This is a genomic window from Leisingera sp. JC11 (assembly GCF_040704725.1).
In the GTDB taxonomy this organism is placed as follows: Bacteria; Pseudomonadota; Alphaproteobacteria; order Rhodobacterales; family Rhodobacteraceae; genus Leisingera.
In genome coordinates this window covers 1-23,578 of the sequence record NZ_JBFCVS010000024.1, presented here as the reverse complement: position 1 = coordinate 23,578, position 23,578 = coordinate 1, and the positions used below count along the sequence as shown (strand labels likewise).

The 23,578-nt window shown below is 65.7% G+C and carries 21 protein-coding genes; 6 read left to right on the top strand and 15 right to left on the bottom strand.

Translation table 11 applies throughout. From position 1 onward, the window contains the following. Window positions 1-108: 108 nt before the first annotated feature. The 5 genes from nthA to AB1A62_RS19290 all read left to right on the top strand — a co-directional run bounded on the left by nthA (window position 109) and on the right by AB1A62_RS19290 (window position 3,996). The gene (gene nthA / locus AB1A62_RS19310; RefSeq protein ID WP_366663104.1) at window positions 109-735 is read left to right on the top strand and encodes a nitrile hydratase subunit alpha; all 627 of its coding nucleotides are present in this window, start codon (window positions 109-111) and stop codon (window positions 733-735) included. Next, on the top strand, window positions 732-1,409 hold the full coding sequence (gene nthB / locus AB1A62_RS19305) for a nitrile hydratase subunit beta (protein WP_366663103.1): 678 nt from the start codon (window positions 732-734) through the stop codon (window positions 1,407-1,409). Before nthA ends, nthB begins: the two co-directional genes overlap by 4 nt. Then, complete coding sequence (locus AB1A62_RS19300) at window positions 1,406-1,738, top strand: nitrile hydratase accessory protein (RefSeq protein ID WP_366663102.1); 333 nt, start codon at window positions 1,406-1,408, stop codon at window positions 1,736-1,738. The genes nthB and AB1A62_RS19300 overlap by 4 nt, the downstream gene beginning before the upstream one ends. Before the next feature lie 705 nt (window positions 1,739-2,443). After that, the gene (locus AB1A62_RS19295) at window positions 2,444-3,757 is read left to right on the top strand and encodes an adenylosuccinate synthase (RefSeq protein ID WP_366663101.1); all 1,314 of its coding nucleotides are present in this window, start codon (window positions 2,444-2,446) and stop codon (window positions 3,755-3,757) included. After that, a complete protein-coding gene (locus AB1A62_RS19290) occupies window positions 3,757-3,996 on the top strand; it encodes a DUF2842 domain-containing protein (RefSeq protein WP_366663100.1) in 240 nt (79 codons plus the stop codon). The genes AB1A62_RS19295 and AB1A62_RS19290 overlap by 1 nt, the downstream gene beginning before the upstream one ends. 166 nt (window positions 3,997-4,162) lie before the next feature. Here AB1A62_RS19290 and AB1A62_RS19285 read toward each other — a convergent pair whose 3' ends face one another. Next, complete coding sequence (locus tag AB1A62_RS19285) at window positions 4,163-6,352, bottom strand: chemotaxis protein CheA (protein WP_366663099.1); 2,190 nt, start codon at window positions 6,350-6,352, stop codon at window positions 4,163-4,165. 119 nt (window positions 6,353-6,471) lie between these two features. Here AB1A62_RS19285 and AB1A62_RS19280 point away from each other — a divergent pair, with 119 nt between their 5' ends. Further along, window positions 6,472-7,137 carry a thiamine diphosphokinase gene (locus AB1A62_RS19280; protein WP_366663098.1) on the top strand — a complete coding sequence of 222 codons (666 nt, stop codon included), beginning with the start codon at window positions 6,472-6,474 and terminating at the stop codon, window positions 7,135-7,137. Window positions 7,138-7,140: 3 nt separating this feature from the next. Here the strand turns inward: AB1A62_RS19280 and AB1A62_RS19275 are convergent, their stop codons facing one another. From AB1A62_RS19275 to AB1A62_RS19210, 14 genes are all read right to left on the bottom strand, one after another. Further along, window positions 7,141-8,055 carry a DMT family transporter gene (locus tag AB1A62_RS19275; RefSeq protein ID WP_366663097.1) on the bottom strand — a complete coding sequence of 305 codons (915 nt, stop codon included), beginning with the start codon at window positions 8,053-8,055 and terminating at the stop codon, window positions 7,141-7,143. Window positions 8,056-8,249: 194 nt separating this feature from the next. Further along, window positions 8,250-9,623 (bottom strand): L-serine ammonia-lyase, encoded by a 1,374-nt coding sequence (locus AB1A62_RS19270; protein WP_366663096.1) that lies wholly within the window; start codon window positions 9,621-9,623, stop codon window positions 8,250-8,252. Beyond that, window positions 9,623-10,330: a glutathione S-transferase family protein gene (locus AB1A62_RS19265; protein ID WP_366663095.1), complete on the bottom strand. Its 708-nt coding sequence runs from the start codon at window positions 10,328-10,330 to the stop codon at window positions 9,623-9,625. The genes AB1A62_RS19270 and AB1A62_RS19265 overlap by 1 nt, the downstream gene beginning before the upstream one ends. A gap of 193 nt (window positions 10,331-10,523) precedes the next feature. Next, the gene (locus AB1A62_RS19260; protein WP_366663094.1) at window positions 10,524-11,339 is read right to left on the bottom strand and encodes an SDR family oxidoreductase; all 816 of its coding nucleotides are present in this window, start codon (window positions 11,337-11,339) and stop codon (window positions 10,524-10,526) included. A 232-nt stretch (window positions 11,340-11,571) separates the two neighbouring features. Further along, a complete protein-coding gene (locus AB1A62_RS19255; protein ID WP_366663093.1) occupies window positions 11,572-11,736 on the bottom strand; it encodes a hypothetical protein in 165 nt (54 codons plus the stop codon). 27 nt (window positions 11,737-11,763) lie between these two features. Further along, on the bottom strand, window positions 11,764-13,080 hold the full coding sequence (locus AB1A62_RS19250) for a TRAP transporter large permease (RefSeq protein ID WP_366663092.1): 1,317 nt from the start codon (window positions 13,078-13,080) through the stop codon (window positions 11,764-11,766). Between the two features lie 11 nt (window positions 13,081-13,091). Further along, window positions 13,092-13,592: a TRAP transporter small permease gene (locus AB1A62_RS19245; protein ID WP_366663091.1), complete on the bottom strand. Its 501-nt coding sequence runs from the start codon at window positions 13,590-13,592 to the stop codon at window positions 13,092-13,094. A gap of 40 nt (window positions 13,593-13,632) precedes the next feature. Further along, window positions 13,633-14,601, bottom strand: coding sequence for a TRAP transporter substrate-binding protein DctP (dctP, locus tag AB1A62_RS19240; RefSeq protein WP_366663090.1), 969 nt, complete (start codon window positions 14,599-14,601; stop codon window positions 13,633-13,635). Between the two features lie 338 nt (window positions 14,602-14,939). Beyond that, the gene (locus AB1A62_RS19235; RefSeq protein WP_366663089.1) at window positions 14,940-16,481 is read right to left on the bottom strand and encodes an indolepyruvate oxidoreductase subunit beta family protein; all 1,542 of its coding nucleotides are present in this window, start codon (window positions 16,479-16,481) and stop codon (window positions 14,940-14,942) included. After that, complete coding sequence (locus AB1A62_RS19230; RefSeq protein ID WP_366663088.1) at window positions 16,478-18,643, bottom strand: indolepyruvate ferredoxin oxidoreductase subunit alpha; 2,166 nt, start codon at window positions 18,641-18,643, stop codon at window positions 16,478-16,480. Before AB1A62_RS19230 ends, AB1A62_RS19235 begins: the two co-directional genes overlap by 4 nt. A gap of 39 nt (window positions 18,644-18,682) precedes the next feature. Beyond that, entirely contained in the window at window positions 18,683-19,186 is a 504-nt protein-coding gene (locus tag AB1A62_RS19225; protein ID WP_366663087.1) for a MarR family transcriptional regulator, read from the bottom strand. 93 nt (window positions 19,187-19,279) lie between these two features. After that, window positions 19,280-20,071 carry a cyclase family protein gene (locus AB1A62_RS19220; RefSeq protein ID WP_366663086.1) on the bottom strand — a complete coding sequence of 264 codons (792 nt, stop codon included), beginning with the start codon at window positions 20,069-20,071 and terminating at the stop codon, window positions 19,280-19,282. 1,092 nt (window positions 20,072-21,163) lie between these two features. Continuing rightward, window positions 21,164-22,303: a mandelate racemase/muconate lactonizing enzyme family protein gene (locus AB1A62_RS19215; protein ID WP_366663085.1), complete on the bottom strand. Its 1,140-nt coding sequence runs from the start codon at window positions 22,301-22,303 to the stop codon at window positions 21,164-21,166. Between the two features lie 181 nt (window positions 22,304-22,484). Next, window positions 22,485-23,330, bottom strand: coding sequence for a LysR family transcriptional regulator (locus AB1A62_RS19210; RefSeq protein WP_366663084.1), 846 nt, complete (start codon window positions 23,328-23,330; stop codon window positions 22,485-22,487). Between the last annotated feature and the right edge of the window lie 248 nt (window positions 23,331-23,578).

The following is a 23,578-nucleotide window of genomic DNA, read 5'->3' as shown; positions in this document are numbered from 1 at the left end:
CGGAGTTGCAGGCTCTTCCGCCAACCGTCCTTGGACGTCACGCAACGTGATTGATTGCATCAGGAAACATGACTGGACAGCAGCCCCTGCGCAGGCGCAGCATGGGGTATGCCCCATGATCATTCCGACCACCCGCACGCCCTGCTGCCGCCCGATCCTGCCCTGCGGGTGAAGGCGCTGGAGACGATTCTCACCGAAAAGGGCCTGATCGACCCGGCCGCGCTGGAGGAGATCATCGACACCTATCAGAACCGCATCGGCCCGCAGAACGGCGCCCGGGTGGTGGCCAGGGCGTGGAATGATCCGGCGTTCAGGGCGGCGCTGCTGGCAGATGCCGATCCGGTGCTGGCGGAGCTGGGATTTTACGGCCGCCAAGGCGAGCATATGGTGGTGGTGGAGAACACCCCCGCGCAGCACAACATGGTCGTCTGCACCTTATGCAGCTGCTACCCGTGGCCGCTCCTGGGCATTCCGCCGGGCTGGTACAAGTCCGATGCCTACCGCGCCCGCGCGGTGCGCGAGCCGCGCAAGGTGCTGGCGGAGTTCGGCGTCACCCTGCCGGCGGAGACCGCGGTGCGGGTCTGGGATTCGACGGCGGAGGTCCGTTACCTGGTGCTGCCGATGCGCCCCGAGGGCACAGAGGAAATGAGCGAAGAGGAATTGGCGGCGCTGGTCACCCGCGACAGCATGATTGGCACCGGTCTGGCAAAGGTGCCGGGGGAGGTGCCGGCATGACCCGGGTGCATGACATGGGCGGGCGATTCGGCGACGGGCCGGTACTGCCTGAGGCCGAGGACGCGCCGGTGTTTGCCGAGGACTGGCACGCAAGGGCGCTGGCGGTGACGCTGGCCTGCGGCGCTCTGGGGCAGTGGAACATCGACACGTCGCGCCACGCGCGGGAGCGGCTGTCGCCGAAGGATTACACCCGCTTTTCCTATTACGAGAAATGGATTTCGGCGCTGGCCGACCTGCTGGTCGAAAAGGGCGTGCTGACGCGGGACGACCTGCAGGGCAAGGGGGCTGCCGGGCTGCACGCGCTGGCGGAGCGGGCGCTGAAGGCAGAGAATGTCGCCGCCGCGCTGGCCAAGGGCGGACCGGCGGACCGCGACGGCGGTCCGGCGCCGCTGTTCACCCCCGGCCAGGCGGTGCGGGCGCGAATCCCGGCTGATAACGCGCTGGTGGAGGGCGGCCACACCCGCCTGCCGCAATACGCCGCCGGGGCGCAGGGCTATATCCTGCGGCTGCATGGCACCCATGTGCTGCCCGACAGCAGTGCCCACGGGCTGGGCGAGGCGCCGGAGCCGCTGTACGCGGTGCGCTTCTTTGCCCGCGCGCTGTGGGCGCATCCGGAGCACCCCGATGACGAGGTGGTGCTGGACCTGTGGCAGAGCTACCTGGAGCCGCTATGAGTGAGTGTGCCGAAGTATCCGCGCCGGAGCCGGTCTTTGCCGAACCCTGGCACGCGCAGGTCTTTGCGCTGACCGTGCATCTGAATGAGGCAGGGCGGTTCAGCTGGGGCGACTGGGTGGAACGGTTTTCTGCGACGCTCAAGCGCCATGGCCTGAGCCGCGAGCTGGACGGCGGCGAGGATTACTTCCGCGCCTGGCTGGAAACGCTGGAGGTGTTTCTGGCCGAGGATGGGGCGGCGTCACGCGCCGAGGCCGAGGTGATGCGCAGCCGCTGGGAGGAGGCGTATCTGAGCACCCCGCATGGCGCGCCGGTGCGGCTGCGGGGCTGAGCGCGCAGTTTTGGCCGCCGGGGCCGTTGCGGGGCCGGGGCGGTTTTATCTTGCTGATTTGTTTCGTTCCGTATTCTTCGGGTCTGCGCTCAGTCCCAGTTAAGGGGGCGGCACCGCCGGGTGGAGGTGGACAGACCCCGCCGGGGGCCTGCTCGGACAAGCTCGCTTGGACGACCCCCTTTTTATCAGGGCCGGTCTCCGGGTGTTGCGCAGGCAGCCTCACAGATGCCTGCGCCTCGTATCATGGCCCCGCGCGCGGGAACCATGGCAAGGGATCGCGATCATCCGGGAGTATGTCATAGGGAAATGAGGATCGCGTGAAGGCACCGTACGCCGGGTGCGCAACACCCAGCCCGGAACAAGGCGCGCAGCGCCGCCGGGCGAGCGCCTGCCCGCCCCGCCGGGCTGGCGCTTTCGAGAGGGCAATGCTCCCTCGTTAACTCGTACGGATGTTGCAGGGATAAAGTGCCCCGAACAGGCGTTGCTGCGCCACCACGCGGGCAGGCGCTCGCCCTCCTTTCTGTGTGGTGTCCTTTGGGAATCAGCGGCAAGCAGGCGCATTCGCGCCCGCCCAAGCAGCCGCAGCCCTCTGTGATAGGGCGAAAACCTTGGCTAAGCCTTCTCCTGCGGCGAATTTGCGGTTCCACTGCCTGCGCAGCATCGCTATATGAGCGTGGGTTTGAACCAGACTGTAAAGGACCGGATATGGCCAATGTCGTCGTAGTCGGCGCCCAGTGGGGCGACGAAGGGAAAGGCAAGATCGTGGACTGGCTGAGCGAGCGCGCTGACGTGATCGCCCGCTTCCAGGGCGGCCATAACGCCGGCCACACGCTGGTCATTGACGGCAAGGTCTACAAGCTGCACGCGCTGCCCTCGGGCGTGGTGCGCGGCGGCAAGCTCAGCGTCATCGGCAATGGCGTGGTGCTGGACCCCTGGCATCTGATGAAGGAAATCGCGACCGTTCAGGCGCAGGGCGTGGAGATCACTCCGGAGACCCTGATGATCGCCGAGAACACGCCGCTGATCCTGCCGCTGCACGGCGAGCTGGACCGGGCGCGCGAGGAAGCGGCCTCCAAGGGCACCAAGATCGGCACCACCGGCCGCGGCATCGGCCCGGCCTATGAGGACAAGGTGGGCCGCCGCGCGATCCGCGTGGCCGACCTGGCCGACGAGGCGACCCTGATCGCCCGCGTCGACCGGGCGCTGCAGCATCATGATCCGCTGCGCAAGGGCCTGGGCGTCGACCCCGTCGACCGCGACGCGCTGATCGAACAGCTGAAAGAGATTGCACCGCAGATCCTGCCGTTTGCGGCGCCGGTCTGGAAGGTGCTGAACGAGAAGCGCAAATCCGGTAAAAGGATCCTGTTCGAAGGCGCCCAGGGCGCGCTCTTGGACATCGATTTCGGCACTTACCCGTTTGTGACCTCCTCGAACGTGATTGCAGGCCAGGCGGCAACCGGCGTCGGCATCGGCCCGGGTTCGATCGATTACGTGCTGGGCATCGTCAAGGCTTACACCACCCGCGTCGGCGAAGGCCCGTTTCCGACCGAGCTGCTGGATGCGGAAGGCAAGCCGGATGCCGATGGCGAGCGCCTGGGCACCCGCGGCCATGAGTTCGGCACCACCACCGGCCGCCAGCGCCGCTGCGGCTGGTTCGATGCCTGCCTGGTGCGCCAGACCTGTGCCACCTCCGGCATCAACGGCATTTCGCTGACCAAGCTGGACGTGCTGGACGGGTTCGAGACCCTGAAGATCTGCGTCGGCTACGAGCTGGACGGCGAGCGCCTGGACTATCTGCCGACCGCCGCCGACCAGCAGGCCCGCTGCACCCCCATCTATGAAGAGATGCCGGGCTGGAGCGAGTCGACCGAAGGCGCGCGCAGCTGGAACGACCTGCCGGCCAATGCGATCAAATACGTGAAGCGGGTGGAAGAGCTGATCGAATGCCCCGTCGCGCTGCTGTCCACCAGCCCGGAGCGGGACGACACCATCCTGGTGACCGACCCGTTCGCCGACTGATGGCGGAGAACAAAGGCCTGAGCTACAAGGCCCGGCGGCGCTGGGCCCTGGTGATCCTGCTGGTCGGGATGCCGGTTTACATCGTGGCCGCGGTCACGGTGCTGAACTGGCTCGACCGGCCGCCGCTGTGGCTGGAGCTGATCGTCTATGTGGCCTTGGGCATCGCCTGGGTGCTGCCGTTCAAATTCGTGTTCCGCGGCGTCGGCAAGGAAGACCCGGACGCCGGAAAGGACCAGTAAGGGCAGGGGCGCTGCCCCGCTGGCTTGAAGAAAGAGGGGCGCTGCCCCTTTTGGCCTGCGGCCAATTCACCCCGGAGTATTTCCGCAAAGGTGAAGCGGGATCCGGTCCGGAAATCAAAAAAGGCGGCCTCGCGGGGCCGCCTTTTTTCTGTTCCGGGGGGCCGGGTCAGCCTGCGGCGCGCTTGCCGGGTTTGAAGCCGATGTCGCCGGAGGCGGTGAACTTGCCGTTGCCGGAGCGCTCGATCTTGCCGTCGCGCAGCAGCTGGCCGAAGGAGCGCAGCCCGTCCTCGCGGTTAAAGTCGCTGCTGCCGGCGGTGCGCACCTTGTTCATCAGCTGCGGGCGCGAGAAGTGGTCGCGGCCTTCGACAAAGCTCATATAGGCCGCGGCGGCTTCCAAGAGCTCATGCAGCTCGGCGGCGCCGCGCTCTTCGGCGTAGTCAGCAAATCCGCTGCCGCCATCGGTGTCACTGCCCAGAACCGCAGCCGACACCCGGCGCGGGCGCACCGCCTGCGGTGCGGCACCTTCGTCGACGCGCTGCTCGGCCACCAGTTTCAGCGGCGCCGGGCGCGCGGCCGGGGTGGCCGGACGCGCCGATGCGCCCTGGCGGGCTTCGGGGCGGCGCGGGCGCACCACGCTGGCGAGATCGTCGCGGTAAGGCTGCGCCTCGTCGCCGGAAGTTTCGCTGCCCGGGCCGTCGGCCTTGGTGGCGGCGACGGCGCCGCGCAGCTGGCTGTAGGCCTCGCGCGAGGAGGCGGTTTCCGGGTCTTCCAGCTTTTCGTCGGCGGCGGCCATCAGGCGGGAGACGTCGCTGTCTGCCAGGCCGGGCGCCGCGGGCTCGGCGGCCTCCGCCCGGGCGGCAGGCTCCTCGGTTGCGCCGCCGGTTTCGGGCTGCTCGGAGGCGGCGAGGATCTCCGCCTCCACCTCCGCCAGCTCCCGCATCAGGTCGGCTTCGTCCTCTTCCGAGAGGGCGGCCTGTTCGGGTTCGGCCTTTGCCGGGGCTGCGGTGTCTTCCGCCTCCTGCAGCTGGCCGGCGGCGACGGCCTTGTCAAAGACGGCGCGCTTGATCTTGGTGATGCGGACGCGGGCGGGGGCGGGGGTCTCGTCTTCTTCCCCGGCCAGCAGGTTGCTGTCATCTTCGGCGCTGTCCGCTTCGGCCTCTTCGGCGTCTGCGCCCAGGCTGCTGAAGATGCCGTCTTGCGCCTCGGCCTCTTCTTCTTCGCCTTCATCGTCACCGGAGGCTTCTTCGGTGCCGGCCGCTTCTTCTGCTTCAGCTTCTTCCGCGACGGTGTTCAGGTCCAGGCGGTCCAGGGCGCGGGCGATTTCGTCGTCGGCTTCGTCATCGAAGTCCGGCGCGCCGTCATCCTCCAGCAGCGCGCTGGAGACATCGTCCTTGACGCTTTCCAGCACGTCTTCGGCGTGCTCGTCCTCGCTGAACTCCTCGGCAGGGGTCTGGGCCACCACGGCGCGGATGCGCTGCAGCTTGGCGGCGATGCTGTCGGCGGCGGGGGCCGGGGCTTCGGCCTCAACCGGTTCCGCCTCGGCCTCAACCGGTTCCGCCTCGGCCTGCGGCTCTTCGGCCTCGGCTTCCGCCTCGGTGGTTTCCAGCAGTTCAACGGCGGGGGCCGGCTCTTCTTCGCTTGCGGTTCCAAGCACAGCGGCGATGGCTTCTTCGGCTTCGGCTTCGGCTTCGGCTTCGGCTTCGGCTTCGGCTTCGGCTTCGGCTTCTGCCTCTGCTTCGGCGGCGGCTTCCGCGGCTTCCTCTGCTTCGGACTCTACCTCTGCCGCCGCGTCCTCAATCTCTGCGGCGGCGGCCTCGGCTTCCACTGCGACCGCCTCGGCGGCGGCTTCGGAGATGTCTGCGGCAAGAGTGTCTGCGGCGGCGGCTTCGGAGATGTCTGCGGAAAGAGTGTCTGCGGCGGCGGCGTCTTCGGCAGCGGCTTCGCTCACGGCAGCTTCCGCTTCGGCGGCCGGTTCCTCTGCCGGGGCAGGGGCGGGCGCGGGCTGTTCGGCCACCGGTGCGGCGGCCGGAGCCGGGGCCGGTGCGGGGGCTTCGGCAGGAGCGGCTGCACCAAGCGCCGGGGTGGCGGCGCGCAGGTGGATGCCGCCCTCGCTGGTGCGGGCTTCGACCTGGCGGGCAATCTCGCGCTGGGCGATGCGGGCCAGCATGTCGGCGTCGGGCTGCGGGGGTTCGGCGCCGAAGTAGCGGTCATCCGCGGCAAGGTCGCGGAAATACTCGGCAATGGCCTTCATTGTGCCGAAGGAGTCCTCGAACCCTTCCAATGTGCAGGAAAAGGTTCCATAGGATACGGTCAAGACTTTGTTGTTGTGTACCATCAGCTCGCTCGTCTTCGTCACATCTGCTGCCGTTCACCATAAAGGCTGGAAGGACCAATTTTGCTCGAATCCGTGCAATTGATCGTATCATTTTGTGTTCACAATGTGACCTGTTTCCAAATCAGGCAGGAATACCGCCCATGACCGCGAAGATTGTTGATGTTTCGGAACCAATCACCCTGGTCGGCGGCGGCGAGGTGGCCTCTGGCGCGCTGGCGGAGGCTTTGGCGCTGGCGCCGGTGCTGGTGGCGGCTGATGGCGGCGCCGCGGCGGCGCTGGCGGCGGGGCATCTGCCTAGGGCGGTGATCGGCGATTTCGACTCGCTGAGCGATGCGGTGCGGGGCCAGCTGCCGCCGGATGCGCTGCACCAGGTGGCTGAGCAGGACAGCACCGATTTCGACAAGGCGCTGAGGATGATAGCGGCGCCGGCGGTGCTGGCGGTGGGGTTCCTGGGGGCGCGGGTGGACCACCAGCTGGCGGCGTTCAGCACCCTGGTGCAGGGGCATGAAACGCCCTGCGTGCTGGTGGGCGGGACGGAGGTGATTTTTCACCTGACCCGGGCGGTGGAGCTGCCCGCGGAAGCGGGGGAGGTGATCTCGCTGTTTCCGATGCAGCAGGTGACGGGGCGGTCCGAAGGGCTGGAGTGGCCCATCGAGGGGCTGCGGATGTCGCCGATGGGGCGGATAGGCACCTCGAACCGGGCAACAGGCCCTGTGCGGCTGGAGCCGGAGGGGCCGGGGCTGCTGGCGATTGTGCCGCGGCGGCTGCTGGCGGATGTGCTGGAGGCGCTGCGGCTGGACCGCTAGGCTTCAGGCGGGGTTGATGCGCTCTTCGGTTTCCGAGGCCTTGCGCTCGCGCATCACCGCGTAAAGCCCTGCGCTGATGGTCAAGAGGATGCCGAAAGCCGCGAGGGTGTTCGGGAGTTCCGCGAAGATCAGCCAGCCGAAGAACACCGCCACCGGGATTTCCAGGTATTGCATCGAAGCAAGGGTGGAGGTGGGGGCAAAGCGCAGACTCCAGGTCATCAGCAGATGCGCAACGGTGCCGAGCGCGCCGGCTGCGGCCAGCAGGGTCCAGGTGTCCTGCGGCGGCGGCGCGGTGGAGAGGGCGGTGATACCGGCGGCATCGCCGATCAGGAACACCGGCGTCAGCAGCACGGTCCCCATGACGCCCGCCACGGCCTGAACCGAGACCGGGTCGGTCTCCTTGGCGATCTTGCGGGTGATCAGCATGAACAGGGCAAAGATCACCGCCACCAAGAGCGGCCAGAGCGCGTTCCAGCCGACCGCGGCAAAGCTGGGCTGAATGACCAGAAGGGTGCCGGTGAAACCCACGATGCAGGCGCCGAGGCGGCGCAGGCCGACCTGTTCCTTCAGGACGTATTTGCCCAAGAGCAGCATCAGGAAGGGCATCACGAAGGCAATCGCCACCGCATCCGCCAAGGGCAGGTATTTGAAGGCGGTGAACATGGCGCCGATGCCGCCCATCTGCAAGAGCGTGCGCAGGAACAGCAGCGGCGCCACCCGGCGCGACAGGCTGAGCGGCAGCCGCAGGGCCAGGGCCAGCGGCAGCAGGATCGCGGCCTGGGCGGCAAAGCGGATGAAGACGATCTGCGCAACCGGCACCCGGTCGGTCAGCAGCTTGGCAATGGCGTCGCCCAGCGGGATCACCATGCAGAAGCCCAGCATCAGGGCGATGCCGAGAAGGGGCCGGTCCTGTGTCATGGCGGCAGGCTATGCGGGGCGGGGGAAACTTACAAGGTGGGGTTGAAAGCGGGGCGGCTTGCGGCAGTAGACCCCGGGCCGCTTGCGGCCCGGTTCGCGCCCGCCCCCCAGGGCGGGCGCGAAACGCCCACCCTCGGTGCCGGGCGCGAACCTTTGTTTGGTTGTCCCGACGGGGGCAGTTTTGGACTTGAAACTCAGCAGTTCGGCACGTTCACGGCGAGGCCGCCGAGCGAGGTTTCCTTGTACTTGTCGTGCATGTCGGCGCCGGTCTGGCGCATGGTCTCGATGCAGGCGTCCAGCGGCACGAAATGCTGGCCGTCGCCGCGCAGCGCCAGGGATGCGGCGGAGACCGCCTTGATCGCCGCCAGACCGTTGCGTTCGATGCAGGGCACCTGCACCAGGCCCTTCACGGGATCGCAGGTCATGCCCAGGTGGTGCTCCAGCGCGATCTCGGCTGCGTTTTCCACCTGCTCGGGGGTGCCGCCCATGACGGCGCAGAGGCCGGCGGCGGACATTGCCGACGCGGAGCCGACCTCAGCCTGGCAGCCGGCCTCGGCGCCGGAGATAGACGCGTTGTATTTGACCAGGCCGGCAATCGCGGCGGCGGTCAGCAGGAAATCCTCGACGTGGCTTTCCGACGAGCCCGGCACGTGGTCGAGGTAGTAGCGGATCACCGCGGGCAGGGTGCCTGCCGCGCCGTTGGTCGGCGCGGTCACCACCTGGCCGCCGGCCGCGTTTTCCTCGTTCACCGCCATCGCGTAGACGCTCATCCAGTCGTTGATGGTGTGCGGCGCGGTCAGGTTCTTGCCGCGCTCGGCCATCAGCGCGTCATGGATGCCCTTGGCGCGGCGGCGGACCTTCAATCCGCCCGGCAGGATGCCGTCGCGCTCCAGTCCGCGGTTGATGCAGTCGTTCATCACCTGCCAGATGCGGGCGGTGCCCTTGGACAGGCTCTCGGGGCAGCCGCGGGCGATTTCGTTGGCGCGCTTCATGTCCGCGATGGACTTGCCGCTGGCCTTGGCCATCTCCAGCATTTCGGCCGCGGATTTGAAGGGGAAGGGAACCGGGTCGCCCTCGTCGGTGGCCTTGCCTGCGGCCAGTTCCTCCTCAGTCACGACAAAGCCGCCGCCGATCGAGTAGAACACCTGTTTCAGGATCACGTCGCCCTGGGCGTCGGTGGCCATCAGGATCATGCCGTTGGCGTGGCCCGGCAGCGCGTGATCATAGTCGAAGATCATGTCGGCCTTGGGGTCGAAATGCAGCGCGCCCAGACCCTCGGGGTGCATGGTGTGGGTCTTGTCCAGCTCCGCCAGGAAGGCCTCGGCTTTCTCGTCGTCATAGTCATGGGCGACAAAGCCGCCGAGGCCGAGGATGGTGGCGCGGTCGGTGGCGTGGCCGACGCCGGTGAAGGCGAGCGAGCCGTGCAGCGAGGCGCGCAGGCCGTGGAATTCAAAGGGCGAGGCGCGCATCATGTCGAGGAACCGCGCGGCGGCAACCATCGGCCCCATGGTGTGGGAGGACGACGGGCCGATGCCCACTTTGAACATGTCGAAAACGGAGAGGAACATTAGGTGGCTGATCCTTCTGGGGGATTGGCGTAGGCCGGGGATGTGAACGGGGTGGCGCCGAGGCCCTCGGCCTCGCGTGCCACAGTAACGGCGGGGCGGCCCTCCAGCCCGGCGCAGAGGCGCTGCAGGCTGGGGTAATGGGCCAGGGTGAACCAGGTTTTGTCGGCCTGCGCCGGATAGAGCGCCATCCAGCGCATCTGGCAGGCCAGGTAATAGTCCAGCACCGAGGGCTGCGGCGCGCCGAGCCAGGCGGGACGGGCGGCGGCGGCCTGGTCGAGGCTGGTCAGATGCACATGCAGGCGCTGGCGCAGCACGGTTTGCAGCTGCTGCTGATCGGCTTTCTCCGCGCCGATGTATTTCTCCGGATAGAACAGCATCCGCAGGTCGGCGTGCAGCGTGTTGGAGGCGAACACCAGCCATTTCAGGAACGCCGCGCGGTCGGCGCTGCCGGGCTGCGGCGCCATCGCGCCGTGGCGTTCGGACAGCCACAAGAGGATGGCGGCGGTCTCAAACAGCGGCCCGTCGGGGGTTTCCAGCACCGGGATCAGCCCGCCCGGGTTCAGCGCCCGGTATCCGGGGCTGTTCTGCGCCTCTGCCCGGCGGTCGACCAGCACGGTTTCATAGGGCTGGCCAAGCTCCTCCAGCACCAGCCGGATGACCAGTGAGGCGTTGTCGGGGGCGTAATGCAGGCGGTATTCGGGCTTCATGGCGCAATAATATGACGCAGACCGGCGGAATATGTGTCCGTTTCCGGCGTTTCCAATAGGAAACCCGCCTTTGTGATGCATGTTTGCCAAACAGGCGCCCAAGCGGCGGAAAGCGGCCGTTCAGGCCCGCCGCAGCGATAGGCTGGTCATAGCCCATTTTACCGGATGCTGCAGCTTGCATGAACGTCGACTTTCAGATTCCCATGGGGACGCCACCGGCGACAGGCAGGTTTATACCGGTGACATACTGTCCAGCCGGACTAGCCAAGTATGCTACGGCATTTGCAACATCATCCGGTAGGCCGGCAGAACGGAGCGCAACACTTGCATACCGGCGTTTTCGTACCGCCTCTAAACTTTCCCCTGCTTCTGCCGCTAGCCGTTCATTTGCCGCCTCGTGCATGTCGGTTGCTATGTAGCCGGGGCAAACGGTGTTGCAGAGAATGCCATCCGGACCGAACTCTGCCGCAAGCGTCTTTGTAAACCCCACGAGCGCGTGTTTCGTCGCCGTATATGCTCCGAAGCCCGGCTCTGCTCCCAAGCTCCCAGTTGAACCTATGTTAATGATCCGACCACCGCCATGCTTTTGCATATGAGGTATGACCGCTTGTGACAGCATCATAGGCCCCAGCACGTTCACGCGGTAGCTCATTTCCCATTCGTTCGGGGTGGTTGTCAAAAAATCCGCTGAGCCTGCAAGGGAACTTGCATTGTTAACGAGAATGTCCAAACTGCCAAAGTCGGAGATACAACGGTCAACTGCCGAGGATATCTGATCCGCATCGGTCACGTCGAGCGGCAGTGCCAACGCGTCTGCCCCGGTATTCCGAATGTCCTGTGCAATCTCATCGAGCCGCGCAAATGTGTTGTCTACGGTGGTTGGGGCGAGGCGATCCGTCACAACAACTTTTGCGCCATCGGCAGCCAATCTCATCGCTGTTGCGCGACCGATCCCCCGTAGGGCGGATGCGCCAGTAACCAGCGCGACTTTTCCATTCAATTGGTTCATCAGCATAAAAGGGAACGAAACATTATCCGTGTCAAACGCTTAAGATGGTTTCAGAGGAATTGCCGTGTTGGCCAAACGAAAAATCTGGATGAAGCAGCCTTTGGTGAAGCCGCAGCGAACGGCAAGTTTGTCCCGCACAGCGGGCGTTCAGAAAAGCCGCAGCCAGCAGCCGGTTCGTGGCAGGTTTGCTTGAAACGCGGGGCTGGCCGCTGCCCGGAGGGCGATAACCGGCTCAGAGGCGGCGGGCGGCGCCGTCTGCGCCGGCGGCGCCGGTCTTCGCCGCATAGGCGCGGACCAGGCGGATCATCATCATCGCCAGCCCGTCCGGGCGCAGGTCGGTGCCGCGGATGCGGGCTTGATGATGTGAATGCCCCTTGCGGGCAAGGCCTGGACACACCGCCCATGCGCCGGCCTGCGGGGGGGCTCATTTCGCCATCAGCCCCGGCAGCCAGGTGCCCACAGCGGGCTGCCAGACAATCAGCGCCAGCACCGCCAGCTTGATCACCAGGAAGGGCGTGACCGCGGCATAGATATGCTTCATCCCGATGCCCTCGGGGGCGACCCCGCGCATCACGAAGAGCAATAGCCCGAAGGGCGGGGTCAGGAGGCCGATCTCCATGGTCAGCAGATACACCACGCCCAGCACCAGCTCGTTGATGCCCATCTGCGCGGCCAACGGCACAAACACCGGCACGGTCACCATCAGCATCGAGACCTGATCGACGAAGCAGCCGAGCAGCAGCAGGATCACGATCATGCCGATCAGCACCATCGCGGGGGTCGGGTCCACCGCGTTGATCGCCTTGATCAGCCCGTTGGTGGCGCCGCTGAACGACAGCACCTGGGCAAAGGTCTGGCTGGCGGCCATGATGAACAGGATCATCACCGACAGCTTCACGGTTTCCATCAGCGCCCTGCCAACCTTTTCAAAGGACAGCGACCGGTAGGCCGCGCCGGTGGCGAGCGCGGCCAGGCAGCCGAGCGCGGCGGATTCCGTTGGCGTTGCGAACCCCAGCAGCAGGCTGCCGATCACCACGGCGAACAGCACCGACAGCGGCGCCACATAGATCAGGAAGGGCCGCCAGCGCTGTCCCAGGGTCATCTGCGGCAGATCGTCGGGCGGTGCCGCCTTGGGGTCGAGCAGGCTGCGGGCCACGATGTAGACCACAAAGGCCGCCGCCAGCAGCAGCGCGGGCATGACGCCCGCCAGCAGCAGGCCGGCGATGGAAATCCCCGCCAGGCTGCCGACCAGAACCGCCAGCGCCGATGGCGGGATGAGCATGGCAATGGCGCCCGAGGCCATGATCGGCCCCATCGCCATGGTCGGGTGATAGCCGCGCTGCAGCATCCCCGGCATCAGGGTCGATCCCAGCATAGCGGTATTGGCGATGGTCGAGCCCGACAGCGCCGCAAAGATGGTGCCGCCGAACACGGTGACCACCGACAGCCGCCCGGGCACCCGTGTGACCACCCGCTCGATCGCGTCGATGGCGCGGTGGGCTATGCCGGTCTGGAACAGGATTTCGCCCATCAGGATGAACAGCGGGATCGGCGCCATCTGGAAATTGGCCACCGACTGGGTTGCGTTGCGCGCCAGCTGCAGCAGGCCGCGGTCGCCGCCCAGCACCTCGTAAGCGCCGATCATGGTGACGGTGATGAAGGCAAAGGCCACCGGCAGGCCGATCAGCAGCAGCGCGGCCAGGCCGCCCAGCATCAGCGAAAGGGTGAGGATCCAATCCATCGGCAGTCCTTTCAGAGGCCGGAGAGCGGCGCGTCTTCCACCGCGGGGCGGAAGATCTTGCGCAGGAATTCAAGGGTGCACAGCGCCATCGACAGCGGCAGCACCGTCAGCGTCCACCATTCCGGGAAGGTGAAGGCGGTGCGCACCATGGAGCCGCGGGCGAAGGATTGCAGCAGCGCCTGCAGCCCTGCCCATCCCAAGACGGCACAGGTGGCGGCGCCCAGCAGGCAGGCTGCCAGTATGACCTTGCGGCGGGCGCGCGGCGGCAGGCCGTGGGTGATCAGGTCGACCTGCACATGGGCATTCTGGCGCAGCACCCAAGGGGCGCCGAGGAAGGCCGCCGCCATCAGACCGTATTCGATGGCGTCGAGCGCGCCGTAGATCACCGGCAGTCCGAGGTTGCGCAACAGGACATTGAGCGGGATCACCAGGGTGATCGCCGCGAGGATGGCAGCGCTGAGCACGGCCAGGCCGGTGAGCAGGATGCCGAAACTGCGGTCAAAGCGGGTCATGGGCGAGGAAGCGGGGCGGCGCGAGGCCGCCCCCGTCCCGTCACTTCAGCAGGCAGGCCTGCAGCTTTTGCGCCAGCTGCGGGTCTGTCTTCGTCACTTCGCTCCAGCCTTCGGCTTGTGCGGTCGTGCTCCACAGTTTGCCGTTCTCGCCCTCCAGGGTGATGGTCTTGATCCCGGCATCGGCCTGGGCTTTGGCCTCGGCCTCGTTGCGGGCGATGTTCTCGGCGTTCTGCTCTTCGATCCAGGCGGCGCCTTGTTCCAGCAGGGCGCGCTGCTCATCGCTGAGCCCGTTCCAGCTGTCGAGGTTGACCAGGAAGTTCACGTCCACCTGGTAGAAACCGGGGTCAACGCGGTAGGCGGTCTGCTCGTGCCAGCCGAGGTCCAGCACGCCCTGGCTGGGCCAGCCGTAGCCGTCGATCGCCCCGCGCTCCAGCGCGGTATAGACTTCGCCCGGTGCCGTGCGCACCAGGGTGGCGCCCAGTTTCTCGAACATGGCGCGGTAGACCGGCGTGGTGCGGATGGTCAGCCCTGTCAGATCCGGCCCTTCCAGCGGTTTGGTCAGATATAGATGATAATTCATGTGATCGCCGACGCGGGCGAGATATTTCACACCCATCTGATCCTGGTGGATCTGGTCGATCAGCTCGTAGCAGCCATTGGCGCGCTGGTCCTGAATGGTGTTCTGCGCCAGGTGCAGCGCATCGCCTGCGGGCAGCAGGTTCGGGTAGTAGGCGGTGGTGTTGTTGGCGATGTCGACGATCCCCGCCTGCACCGCGTTGCCCAGTTCAAAGGGCGGCACGGCTTCGGGGCCGCCGAGCAGGTCGATCTGCACGACCCCCTCTCCGTTTTCGTTCACCCAATCAACGAAGGCTTCGAAATCGCGGGAAAAAGTTGTTCCGGTGGCAAAGGCGGTCACCGCTTTCAGCGTGACTTCCCCGGCCTGCGCGGAAGCGGCGGCGAGTGAGGCGGCCCCCAGAAGGGCGGCGGCGGCAAGTGTGCGGATGGTCATGTCGGTCTCCCTGGCTGTGTGGCGGCGCGCAGACCGGGTGGTTTGCAGTCCCTTGTTTTTCCGGGCGCCCTTGGAAAAGCCTAGGTCTAGGCTGTCTCACCATCAAGCATGAAGTTTTAAGCTTCAAGTAAGTTTATATGCAAACGCATAAAAAAGTTCAGAGGAGCGGCTGTTCCGGGCGGCTGGCGGGCCAAGTGATTCGGGTTTTCCTGCATCCCCACTGCGCCGGAACGGCGGAAAGCGGCCTTTCCGGGGGGCGCACGGATGCCCATGCGCGGCCCCGGTGCTGCTTGCCCGGCGCCGGAGCGGCCGGGATCCCGCCGGGCGGCCCGGGCCAGCTATGCGGCGAAGCTCCGGATGGTCTTGAGCGCGCCGTCCAGGGCCGCCCCCGTTTCGTCCTGCAAGGCAGCTTCGCGCAGGCGGGCCACCCATTGCGGGCCATCTTCGCGGGCTGCCACCATGCGGGCGCCCTGCATCACCTTGTCGAATTTGGAATGGCCGCGGGCGTGGGTGTCAGAATACCCCTTGATAAGGCGGCGGCAGCGGATCACCTCGACCGCCATGCCATAACTCTGCGGCAGATGGCTAAGCGCGGTGGCGAGCCATTGGTCCAGATGCGCCTGCTCCTGCGCGTGGCGCAGGCTGCGGCGGCGCCAGCCGCGCAAGCCGCCCAGAAGATAGAGCATCAGGAACCCGCGCAGGCTGTCCGTGCGGATGCGGCGGCCCTTGTTGAACAGCCTGTCGAGGCGGGCCATCCACTTCGGGCTGCTTTCCACCCGCGCGCCCAGGCGGGCGGGGAACAGGCCTGCGATCTCCTCGGCGCGGGGGTGCAGGTAGTCGGTGAGAGTCATCAGCTTGCCCTGCGACCCCATCTGGCTCTCTATACGGCCGAAGCGGCTGCTGCGGGTTTTGAGGTCGGCAACACGGATCACGTCATCATAAGCCATTGCATTGGCGATGTATTTCGCCGCCTCGCGGCTAAGCTCATACCCCCGGTCCGCGCTGTCGCGGTCCAGCACGCCCTGCAGCCGGTCCAGGTATTCGGCCCCGTACGCCGTGTCCTGAAAATCCGCCACCTTGCGCAAACCCGGAGCGGCCATTTCCTGCACCGCGGCGGGCAATTGGGAAACCCGCGCCGCCAGCGCGTTCCAGGCGCGCAGGGTTTTGCCAGGTCCTTGGGGCTCTGCCGGGGCCTCCGTGGCGGGCGCCGCTTCCGGCCGCTCGCCTTGCTCCGCCAGGTCAAAACCGGCGGCAAAGGCCCGCAGGCTGGCCTCGACCCCTTTGCCGCTGGCGCGGATCGCCTCTTCGAAGGCGGACCGGGGGAAGGGCAGGGCGCCGGAGCCTGCCAGGGCGCCGAACAGCGAGGCGGAGATCACCGATCCCGCCCGCACCGCGGCGCTGTCCATGTCGGCCATCACCAGCTTCCTGGCCGCGGTTCCGGCGGCGGCGCGCACCTCGTCGGCATTGGCGATGCCGTCACCGGGCACCATCTTCTCGGAGACGGCCAGCGCGCGGTGGGTCGAAGCGATCAGCGTGGTGCGGTCCGGGGTCACGAAGCCGCGCATGATGGCGCGGCCGGCTTCCATCATCTCGGCAGCGATCATCACATCGACATCGCCCGGGGCCGGCGCCAGTGAGAACACCGGCTGCGCCACGCTGCCCGGCGCCATCTCGATGTAATAGATGGTGGCCCCGGTGCGCTGGGCGACGCCGGCCACGCTGGTGGCCTGGGCGCTGTATCCCTGGCTGCGGGCGAGGGCCTCGATCCAGTTGGTCAGCACCCCGCCGCCCTGGCCGCCGACGGCGAGAATGGCCAGCTTGATGACACCCTGCAGGCCCGGGGGGGCCGGGCGGGCGGCGACCGGCAGTACGATGGTCATGATGCGGTCCTCCCGGTGGCGGAGCCGTTGAAGGTCAGGCGCCGCGCCGCGCGGCGGCTTTGAAGCCAGGAGATCACGCGGCTGCGCAATCCGGCGGCCCAGCGTTCCAAGCCGCTGGGGTTATGCACCACCCGCGCCTCGTAGAAGGAGGGGCAGAGGATCGCCGCATCGGCCACCTCGCCGCAGTTGCCGCAGCCGACGCAGGTCTGGTCGATATGCGCCACCGGGTCGTCGCGCAGCGGGTCGTCCAGCTTTTTCAGCGACAGCGACGGGCAGCCCGAAAGCCGGATGCAGGCGTGATCGCCGGTGCAGACGTCCTCATCGACGCCGAAGCGGGGGATCTCCACCCGCGCGCCGTCCTTGATCGCCTTGTTGCGCTGCGGCTTTTCCCGCCGCTGCCGGTTCAGCATGCATTCCGAGGAGGCGACGATCACCTTGGGCCCGTCGTAATCGGTGGTGAGTGCCTCGCGGATGGTCTCGCGCATCCTGGTGACGTCATAGGTCCGGTCGATCTGCCGGATCCATTTGACGCCCGCGCCTTCCAGCGCCTTGGTGATCGGGTTGTTGGTCGATTTGCTGGCGTTCTTTGCGCGGCTGGACGGGATGTCCTGGCCGCCGGTCGCCGCCGAGTAGTAGTTGTCGACGATGACCGCCACGCTGTCCGACTTGTTGAACACCATGTTGCCGATCGAGCTGCTGAGCCCGTTGTGCCAGAAACCGCCGTCGCCCAGGATCGAGATCGCCCGCTTCTTGCCGCCGCCGTCAAAGGCCGCGTTCGAGGCAGGGCCCAGCCCGTAGCCCATCGTCTGCCCGCCGATTTCAAACGGGGGCAGCGAGGCAAACAGGTGGCAGCCGATGTCGGCGGAGATCTGATGCTTGCCCAGTTCCTGCTCGACCAGCTTCATCGAGGCGAAGATCGGCCGCTCCGGGCAGCCGGTGCAGAACCCCGGCGGGCGGATCGGCACGGTCTGGCTCAGGTCCGGGATCTCGGGCGCGGGCGCATTGGGCGCGCGCACCTGGCCGGGCAGCAGGTGGGCGGCGTATTTGCGGAAGAAGTCATCCAGCCCGTCCATCATCACCTGGCCGGTGTATTCACCCGCCTTGGGGAAGATGCCCTTGCCCTCCAGCTTTGTCTGGCTGCCTGCCTTGTAAAGCATGGCGCCCAGCTGCTGTTCGATGAATTCGGGCTGCCCCTCCTCGATCATCAGCACCGCGTCCTTGCCCTCGCAGAAGTCCAGAAGGTCGCTCTGCACCAGCGGGTAGGCCACGTTCATCACGTAGAGCGGCACCTCGGTGTTGCCGCTGAGATCGGCAAGCCCCAGCCGCTGCAGGGCGCGGATCACGCTGTTGTACATGCCGCCCAGGCAGATCAGCCCGGCCTTGCCCTGCTTCGGACCGAAACGCTCGTTCAGCCCGTTCTCCAGGATGTATTTCTCTGCCGCGGGCCAGCGGTTTTCGATCTTGTCCTGCTCATGCTGGTAGGACATCGGCGGCAGCACCACGCGGTTGAAATCGCGCTGCGGGTTCGACAGGGCATCGCGCACGGTGAGCGGCGGGCGCTGGTTGTCGCGGCAGTCAAACGTGCCGGTCACGTGACAAGAGCGGATCCGCACCATCAGCATCACCGGCGTGTTCGACGCCTCCGACAGGTCAAAGCCGTCGCCCACCGATTTCACGATCGACGGCAGATTGGGGCGCGGATCCAGCAGCCAGAACTGCGACTTCATCGCAAAGGCATAAGACCGCTCCTGCATGATCGAGGAGCCCTCGCCGTAATCCTCGCCCACGATGACCAGCGCGCCGCCGGTGACGCCCGATGAGGCCAGGTTGGCCAGCGCGTCCGAGGCCACGTTGACCCCGACCGAGCCCTTGAATGTCACAGCGCCGCGGATCGGATAATGGACGGAGGCCGCCAGCATTGCCGCGGCGGCGGCCTCGGATGCATTGGCTTCGTAGCGCACGCCCAGTTCGCCCAGCAGTTCCTCGGCATCGGCCAGCACATCCATCAGATGCGAGATCGGCGCCCCCTGGTAGCCGCCGACGTAGCCGACACCGTTTTCCAGAAGCGCCTTGGTGATGGCCAGAATGCCCTCGCCGGTGAAGGTGCTGCCCGCCCCCTTCCGCAGATGCTCGACCTCAGCCTTGAATGATCGTTCGGCCATTGGCGCCTCCGTGGGTTTACCAGAGAAAGGTTTCCGGGATCAAAACTGGTTCACACGCACGTTGCGCAGGATTTTCTGCAGCGTGGCGGTGAAGGCGCGCTGTTCGTCCGGCTCGATGCCCTTGAACATCTGCGCGCAGGCCTCTGCCACATGCGGCCAGAGCCCCTCGTGGGTTTCTCGGCCCTTTCTGGTCATGAAGATGCGGGTGGCGCGGCTGTCGTCGGGATCGGTCTTGCGCTCGATCAGACCGTCGCGTTCCAGCGCGTCAAGGGCGCGGCTGAGGGTGGATTGCTCCACCACGGCATAGACGGACAGGTCGCGGATCAGCAGCCCGTCCAGCACCGAGAGAACCGCCAGTGTCCGCATCTTGGCGGTGGTCAGCCCATGTGCGGCCATTTCCTCGCGCAGGGCCGCGTTGTAGCGGCCCATGATGCGGTTCATCAGGTAGGGCGGAAAGTTTTCCAGTCCGATTTCCCCCAGCCGCGGCAAGGGTTTGTTCTCTTCTGCGGGTGCGTGCGGGGGGGCGGTTTTTTCTGCCGTCATGCATTCATCCTTTCTGCCGGCTTCAGGCCGGGTCGGCTGCCCGGCCATCGATGCCGGTTCCGGGCGCCATGTGGGGCGCGGTGCCCGCCAGGTTCAGCTCCGCGGCACCAGGGCCAGGGCCCGGATCGGGCTGCCGGTGCCGCGCTTGATCTTGAGCGGGGCCGCGATCAGCAGCGCGCCCTTGGGCGGCAGCTTGTCCAGATTGGCAAGAGAGGCAAGGCCGAAGCAGTTGTCGCGGTGCAGCAGGTTGTGGGCCGGGTAGGGCGGTTCCATGCCGCCGGCCTGGCCGGCGTCGGTGCCGATGCACTGGCTGCCCCAGCCGGTGATTTTCTTCGACAGCAGGTATTCGACCGCATCCGGGGTCGGCCCGGGGCTGTGCGGGCCCGCGTCATCCGCATTCAGGAAGGCCTCTTCGTCGTGCGCGCGCTTGTCCCAATCGGTGCGCATCACCACCCATTCGCCCTCGCTGATGTCTCCGTGCTCTGCCTCCCATGCCCTGATCAGGTCTGCGGTCAGCAGGAAGTCCGGGTTTTCGGCGCTCTCCTTGGAGCAGTCGATCACGTTGACCGGCGCCACCAGGCGCTGCACGTCCAGCGTGTCGGTATAGCCGTCGCTGTAATCCTTGCCGGTGATCCAGTGGTGCGGGGCGTCGAAATGAGTGCCCGAGTGCTCGCCCAGAACCATCCAGTTCCAGGCGAAGAACGGGCCGTCCTCGTCGTATTCGCTGATTTTGTGGATTTCGACCTTGGGCGTGTTCCTGGCGAAGTCCTCTGGAAGGCGCAGGATCGGCGTCTCGGGGCCCAAGGTGCCGGAGCAGTCCACCACTTCGACCTTTCCCGACAGGATCATGGCGCCCAGGCCGTCCAGTGCATTGGCTGCAGTCATGTTCTCTCTCCTGTTGCGTGCGGTCTGAATGCCGCTTCGTGCTTCCGGTGAAACACTTCTAAACAAAATATACATGTATTTGCAAGTTTCCAAGAGGCTTGGCTTCTGGCGCTGCCGCTTGGCTGTGCGTTTCGAGCGCATCGGTTTCCGCAAGCGGCGGGTTTCCGGCCTGCGCAGTGCACCAGGCCGCAAGGGGCTGGCGCGTGGGGGCAGACGGGGCGTGCGCTTGGCCTGATTCCCGCTGCGGCCTGGTGGCGGCGTTTCCGCCTGGGTTTTGTTTGATATCATTAATTTTAGGCGGGTTTCGCTGGTGCGGTGGCCTTTGATGCCGCATCCAGCTGCGCTGCTGTGAGGGTTCCAGGCAAGCGTGGCCCAATAAGAGAGCATTGAGAAACGGCGCCCGCAAATCTGATTGGCGCGACACATCGGCGGCGCAAGCCGTGGAGAGCCGCTAATGTGATATGTCCTGGTGCTGGCGCCTCTCGTTTCGGGCGGATTGCTGTCAGGGGGAGTTAACATGCGTATGCATACAGTGTTGGCGCGCTGTGTTTGCTCTTGCAATCGCATCCGTCCAGGGCTTTGCCTGCACGCCCTGCGGTCTGTCACTGAGTGGTCGGCCGGCATTTCCCGATGAAAGGACTTGGATTGCATTGGAGCGGCTGCGCAGTTTGCCGGTGATCACCCCGCGCAGCGAGCTGGCGGAGCGCGTTTTCATATGCCTGGCCGCATGCCCCTGAATTCCTGTGCAACGGACCCCGTGTGAATGGAGCGGCGGTTTTGCTCCCTGGCTGGTGCGCTGCAAGAAGAGGCCGGCATGGCTCTGGCAATCAGTCCTGGCGAGGCGCAGGAGCGGCTGTCGACGCCCTTCGGCCGTCACCAGCCGCATATCGTGAGAGATTTCTTTGCTCACTGAATCCATGGCTGGTGACGAGAAGAACTGCGGGACGCGCCGGGCGATGTTTGGGATCTTGATCTCGCCCCAGCTTGGCCGGTCCGGCAGGCTCGCCTGACATTGCGTCGCGGCCGATCCAAAAGGGGCGAGATTGCTGTTCCCTGAACCGGTTTGTCGCCGACCCGGGTGCAAACTGCGTCTCAGCTGACATCAATCTTGTATACTGACCGTTCTTCAATCTCGTCCCAATCTAGTTCCAGCCCGAGTCCGGCACCCGTTGGCGCGTTGACGTAGCCATCGGCGTCGACCTCAATCCGCCCCAGCGCGTCAACCTGGAACTCCGAATAGGGAACCGGCATCTCGAAGTAATCGCAATTATCATTCGAGAGCATCAAGTGCAGGTTCGCGGCCATGGACAATGCGCAGCCCCAGCTCTGAAATTCGACGTTGTAGCCATTCGCTTCTGCCAGCGACAGAACCTTTCGTGCCGGCGTCAGGCCCCCGGCCGTCGTCGCGTCAATGCGCACTCGGTCCCAGCAGTCATGGCGCATTGCATGGGCAATGTTGGCCAGTTCCACGATCGAGTTTCCGGCAGGAAGGATGGTCATGTCCGTGCGGCGGCGCAGTTCGCGGTAACCATCCAGATCATGATCCGGGAACGGCGCCTCCAGCCAGACAAAGCCCATGTCGCTCATTTCCCGCGCGACGCGCAGTGCGGATTTGTGCGTGTAGTAGGCATCGGCATCGAACATGAAGTCCAGCCCCTGCCCATGAAACTCCTTATGCACCAGCCGCATCATTTCGAGGTCGGCTTCGGGCTCGCATTTGTAGTGAAACTTGAACGCTGAAAAGCCCTGTTCCCTGAGTTCCTCAATGAGGCCAACATAGTCACCAGGGCCATCCAGTACCTGCGTTGAAGCATATGCTTTGACGCGGTCCCGCGCGCCTCCGAGAAACATGTAAAGCGGCATGTTCGCGCGTTTCGCTGCAAGGTCCCACATCGCAATGTCCAGCCCGGCGATAGCGGTGTTCGGCACCGAAAGGTTGCGGAGCTGCATCCATTTCCAGATGCTTTCGCGGCGCAGCGCGGCGCGTCCCAGGAGGCCCTTGAGAAGCGGGCGCATCCCCTCTGCGACGGCCCGGTCGAAGTCGTTTTCTGTGCAGGAAAAAACTCCGCCGGCACCTTCGATCCCATCGGATGTGGTGACCCGGGCAATGGTGTTTGTGGTGAGAAGCCCCGGCATGGTCGGCGACCAGGAAAAGCGGGGAACTCCCGTGTCCACCACGTAGACCCGGATCCGTTCAATCCGGCCGATGCTGTCTTCGATGCGCGCGCTCATGAGTGGTTTCCCCTCGCTCCAAACCGGGAGACGAATCGTCTCCGTTGATGCGCTGAGGCATTACCGATGAATAATTGCCATTTCTAACGAATATTTTTCATCACATGCCTTTCGGACCTTCGCCGGCCGCTCCTGGGCAAGCGCCACCCCCATGCGAGAGGCTGCAGAAAGGCCGATTGGATCAGCTGCGGCCGCGAACCGCGGACAGGCAGGAGATCACGTCGGCGATCTGCTGGTCCGAGGGGCCTTCGGCCCGGTGCAGCAGGTAGCAGGGCAGGGAGAGGGCTTCGGACCCCTGCACAAGCTGCAGCCGCCCGCGTTCAAGGTGATCGTCCACCACATATTGCGGGAACAGGCCGCGGCCGCCGCGGCGAAGCAGGTACCGCAACCCCATCATGCAGTTGCCCAGAAACAGGCTCTGGCGCTCGGACTGTGCGGTGACACTCTCGACGTAGTGCTGGTATTCCTTGCCCAGTTCCAGATTGATGAAAAGAGGCTCTTCCTGCTCCGACGCTCCCGGGGTTTCGACATAGGCCAGCCGCTCGGGAGGGAGTTCCCGGCAGCTGACCCGGGGATCGCTCACCTCCTCGTGGGTGAGCGCGATGTCGAGGATGTGGTTCATCACCGCATCACTCACATTGAGGATGTGGTCGAAGTTCAGGGCGAACAGCAGCTTGCCGAAGGATCGCTCAAGCTCGATTGTCAGGTCGACAAGCAGAGGGTCCCAGATGCTCAGCTGAGCCCCAATGCGAAGCGCGGTCCGGTTCGACAGCCGCTCAGCCAAGTCGCTGGACGCGATTTTCCATAAGGAGATCATTTCCTCGGCGAACGGCTGAAACTCCTGCCCGAAGGCCGTCAGCCTGGTGCCACCGGCCCCGCGCTCGAACAGGCGGTTATTCACCGCCGCTTCCAGCGAGCGGATCCGTGCGCTTGCCGTGGTCTGGGTAATGCCCTGTTGCCTGGCGGCGGCGTGGAACCCCCCTGTTTCAACAATGGCGAGGAAGGTTTCGATGGCTTCTAGCTGCATACCGAAAGGTATTTCACATCAGAGTGATGGAATCAATTCGTTTTTCCTTGCAAAGGCGGGCAGCTATAGTGCCTGGCCAAAGGAGGACGTGCGATGAACAACAAGCATCAGCCCAAATGGAGAGAGTGTCCGGTCTTCTGTGTATGACTGATCCGGTCCATGCTTCACCGAAAGGAAGCATGAATGAGCATCTCGAAAGAAATCCTGGACGAATTGCTGAAGGGCGTGGAGCGCCCTGAAGACCTGCT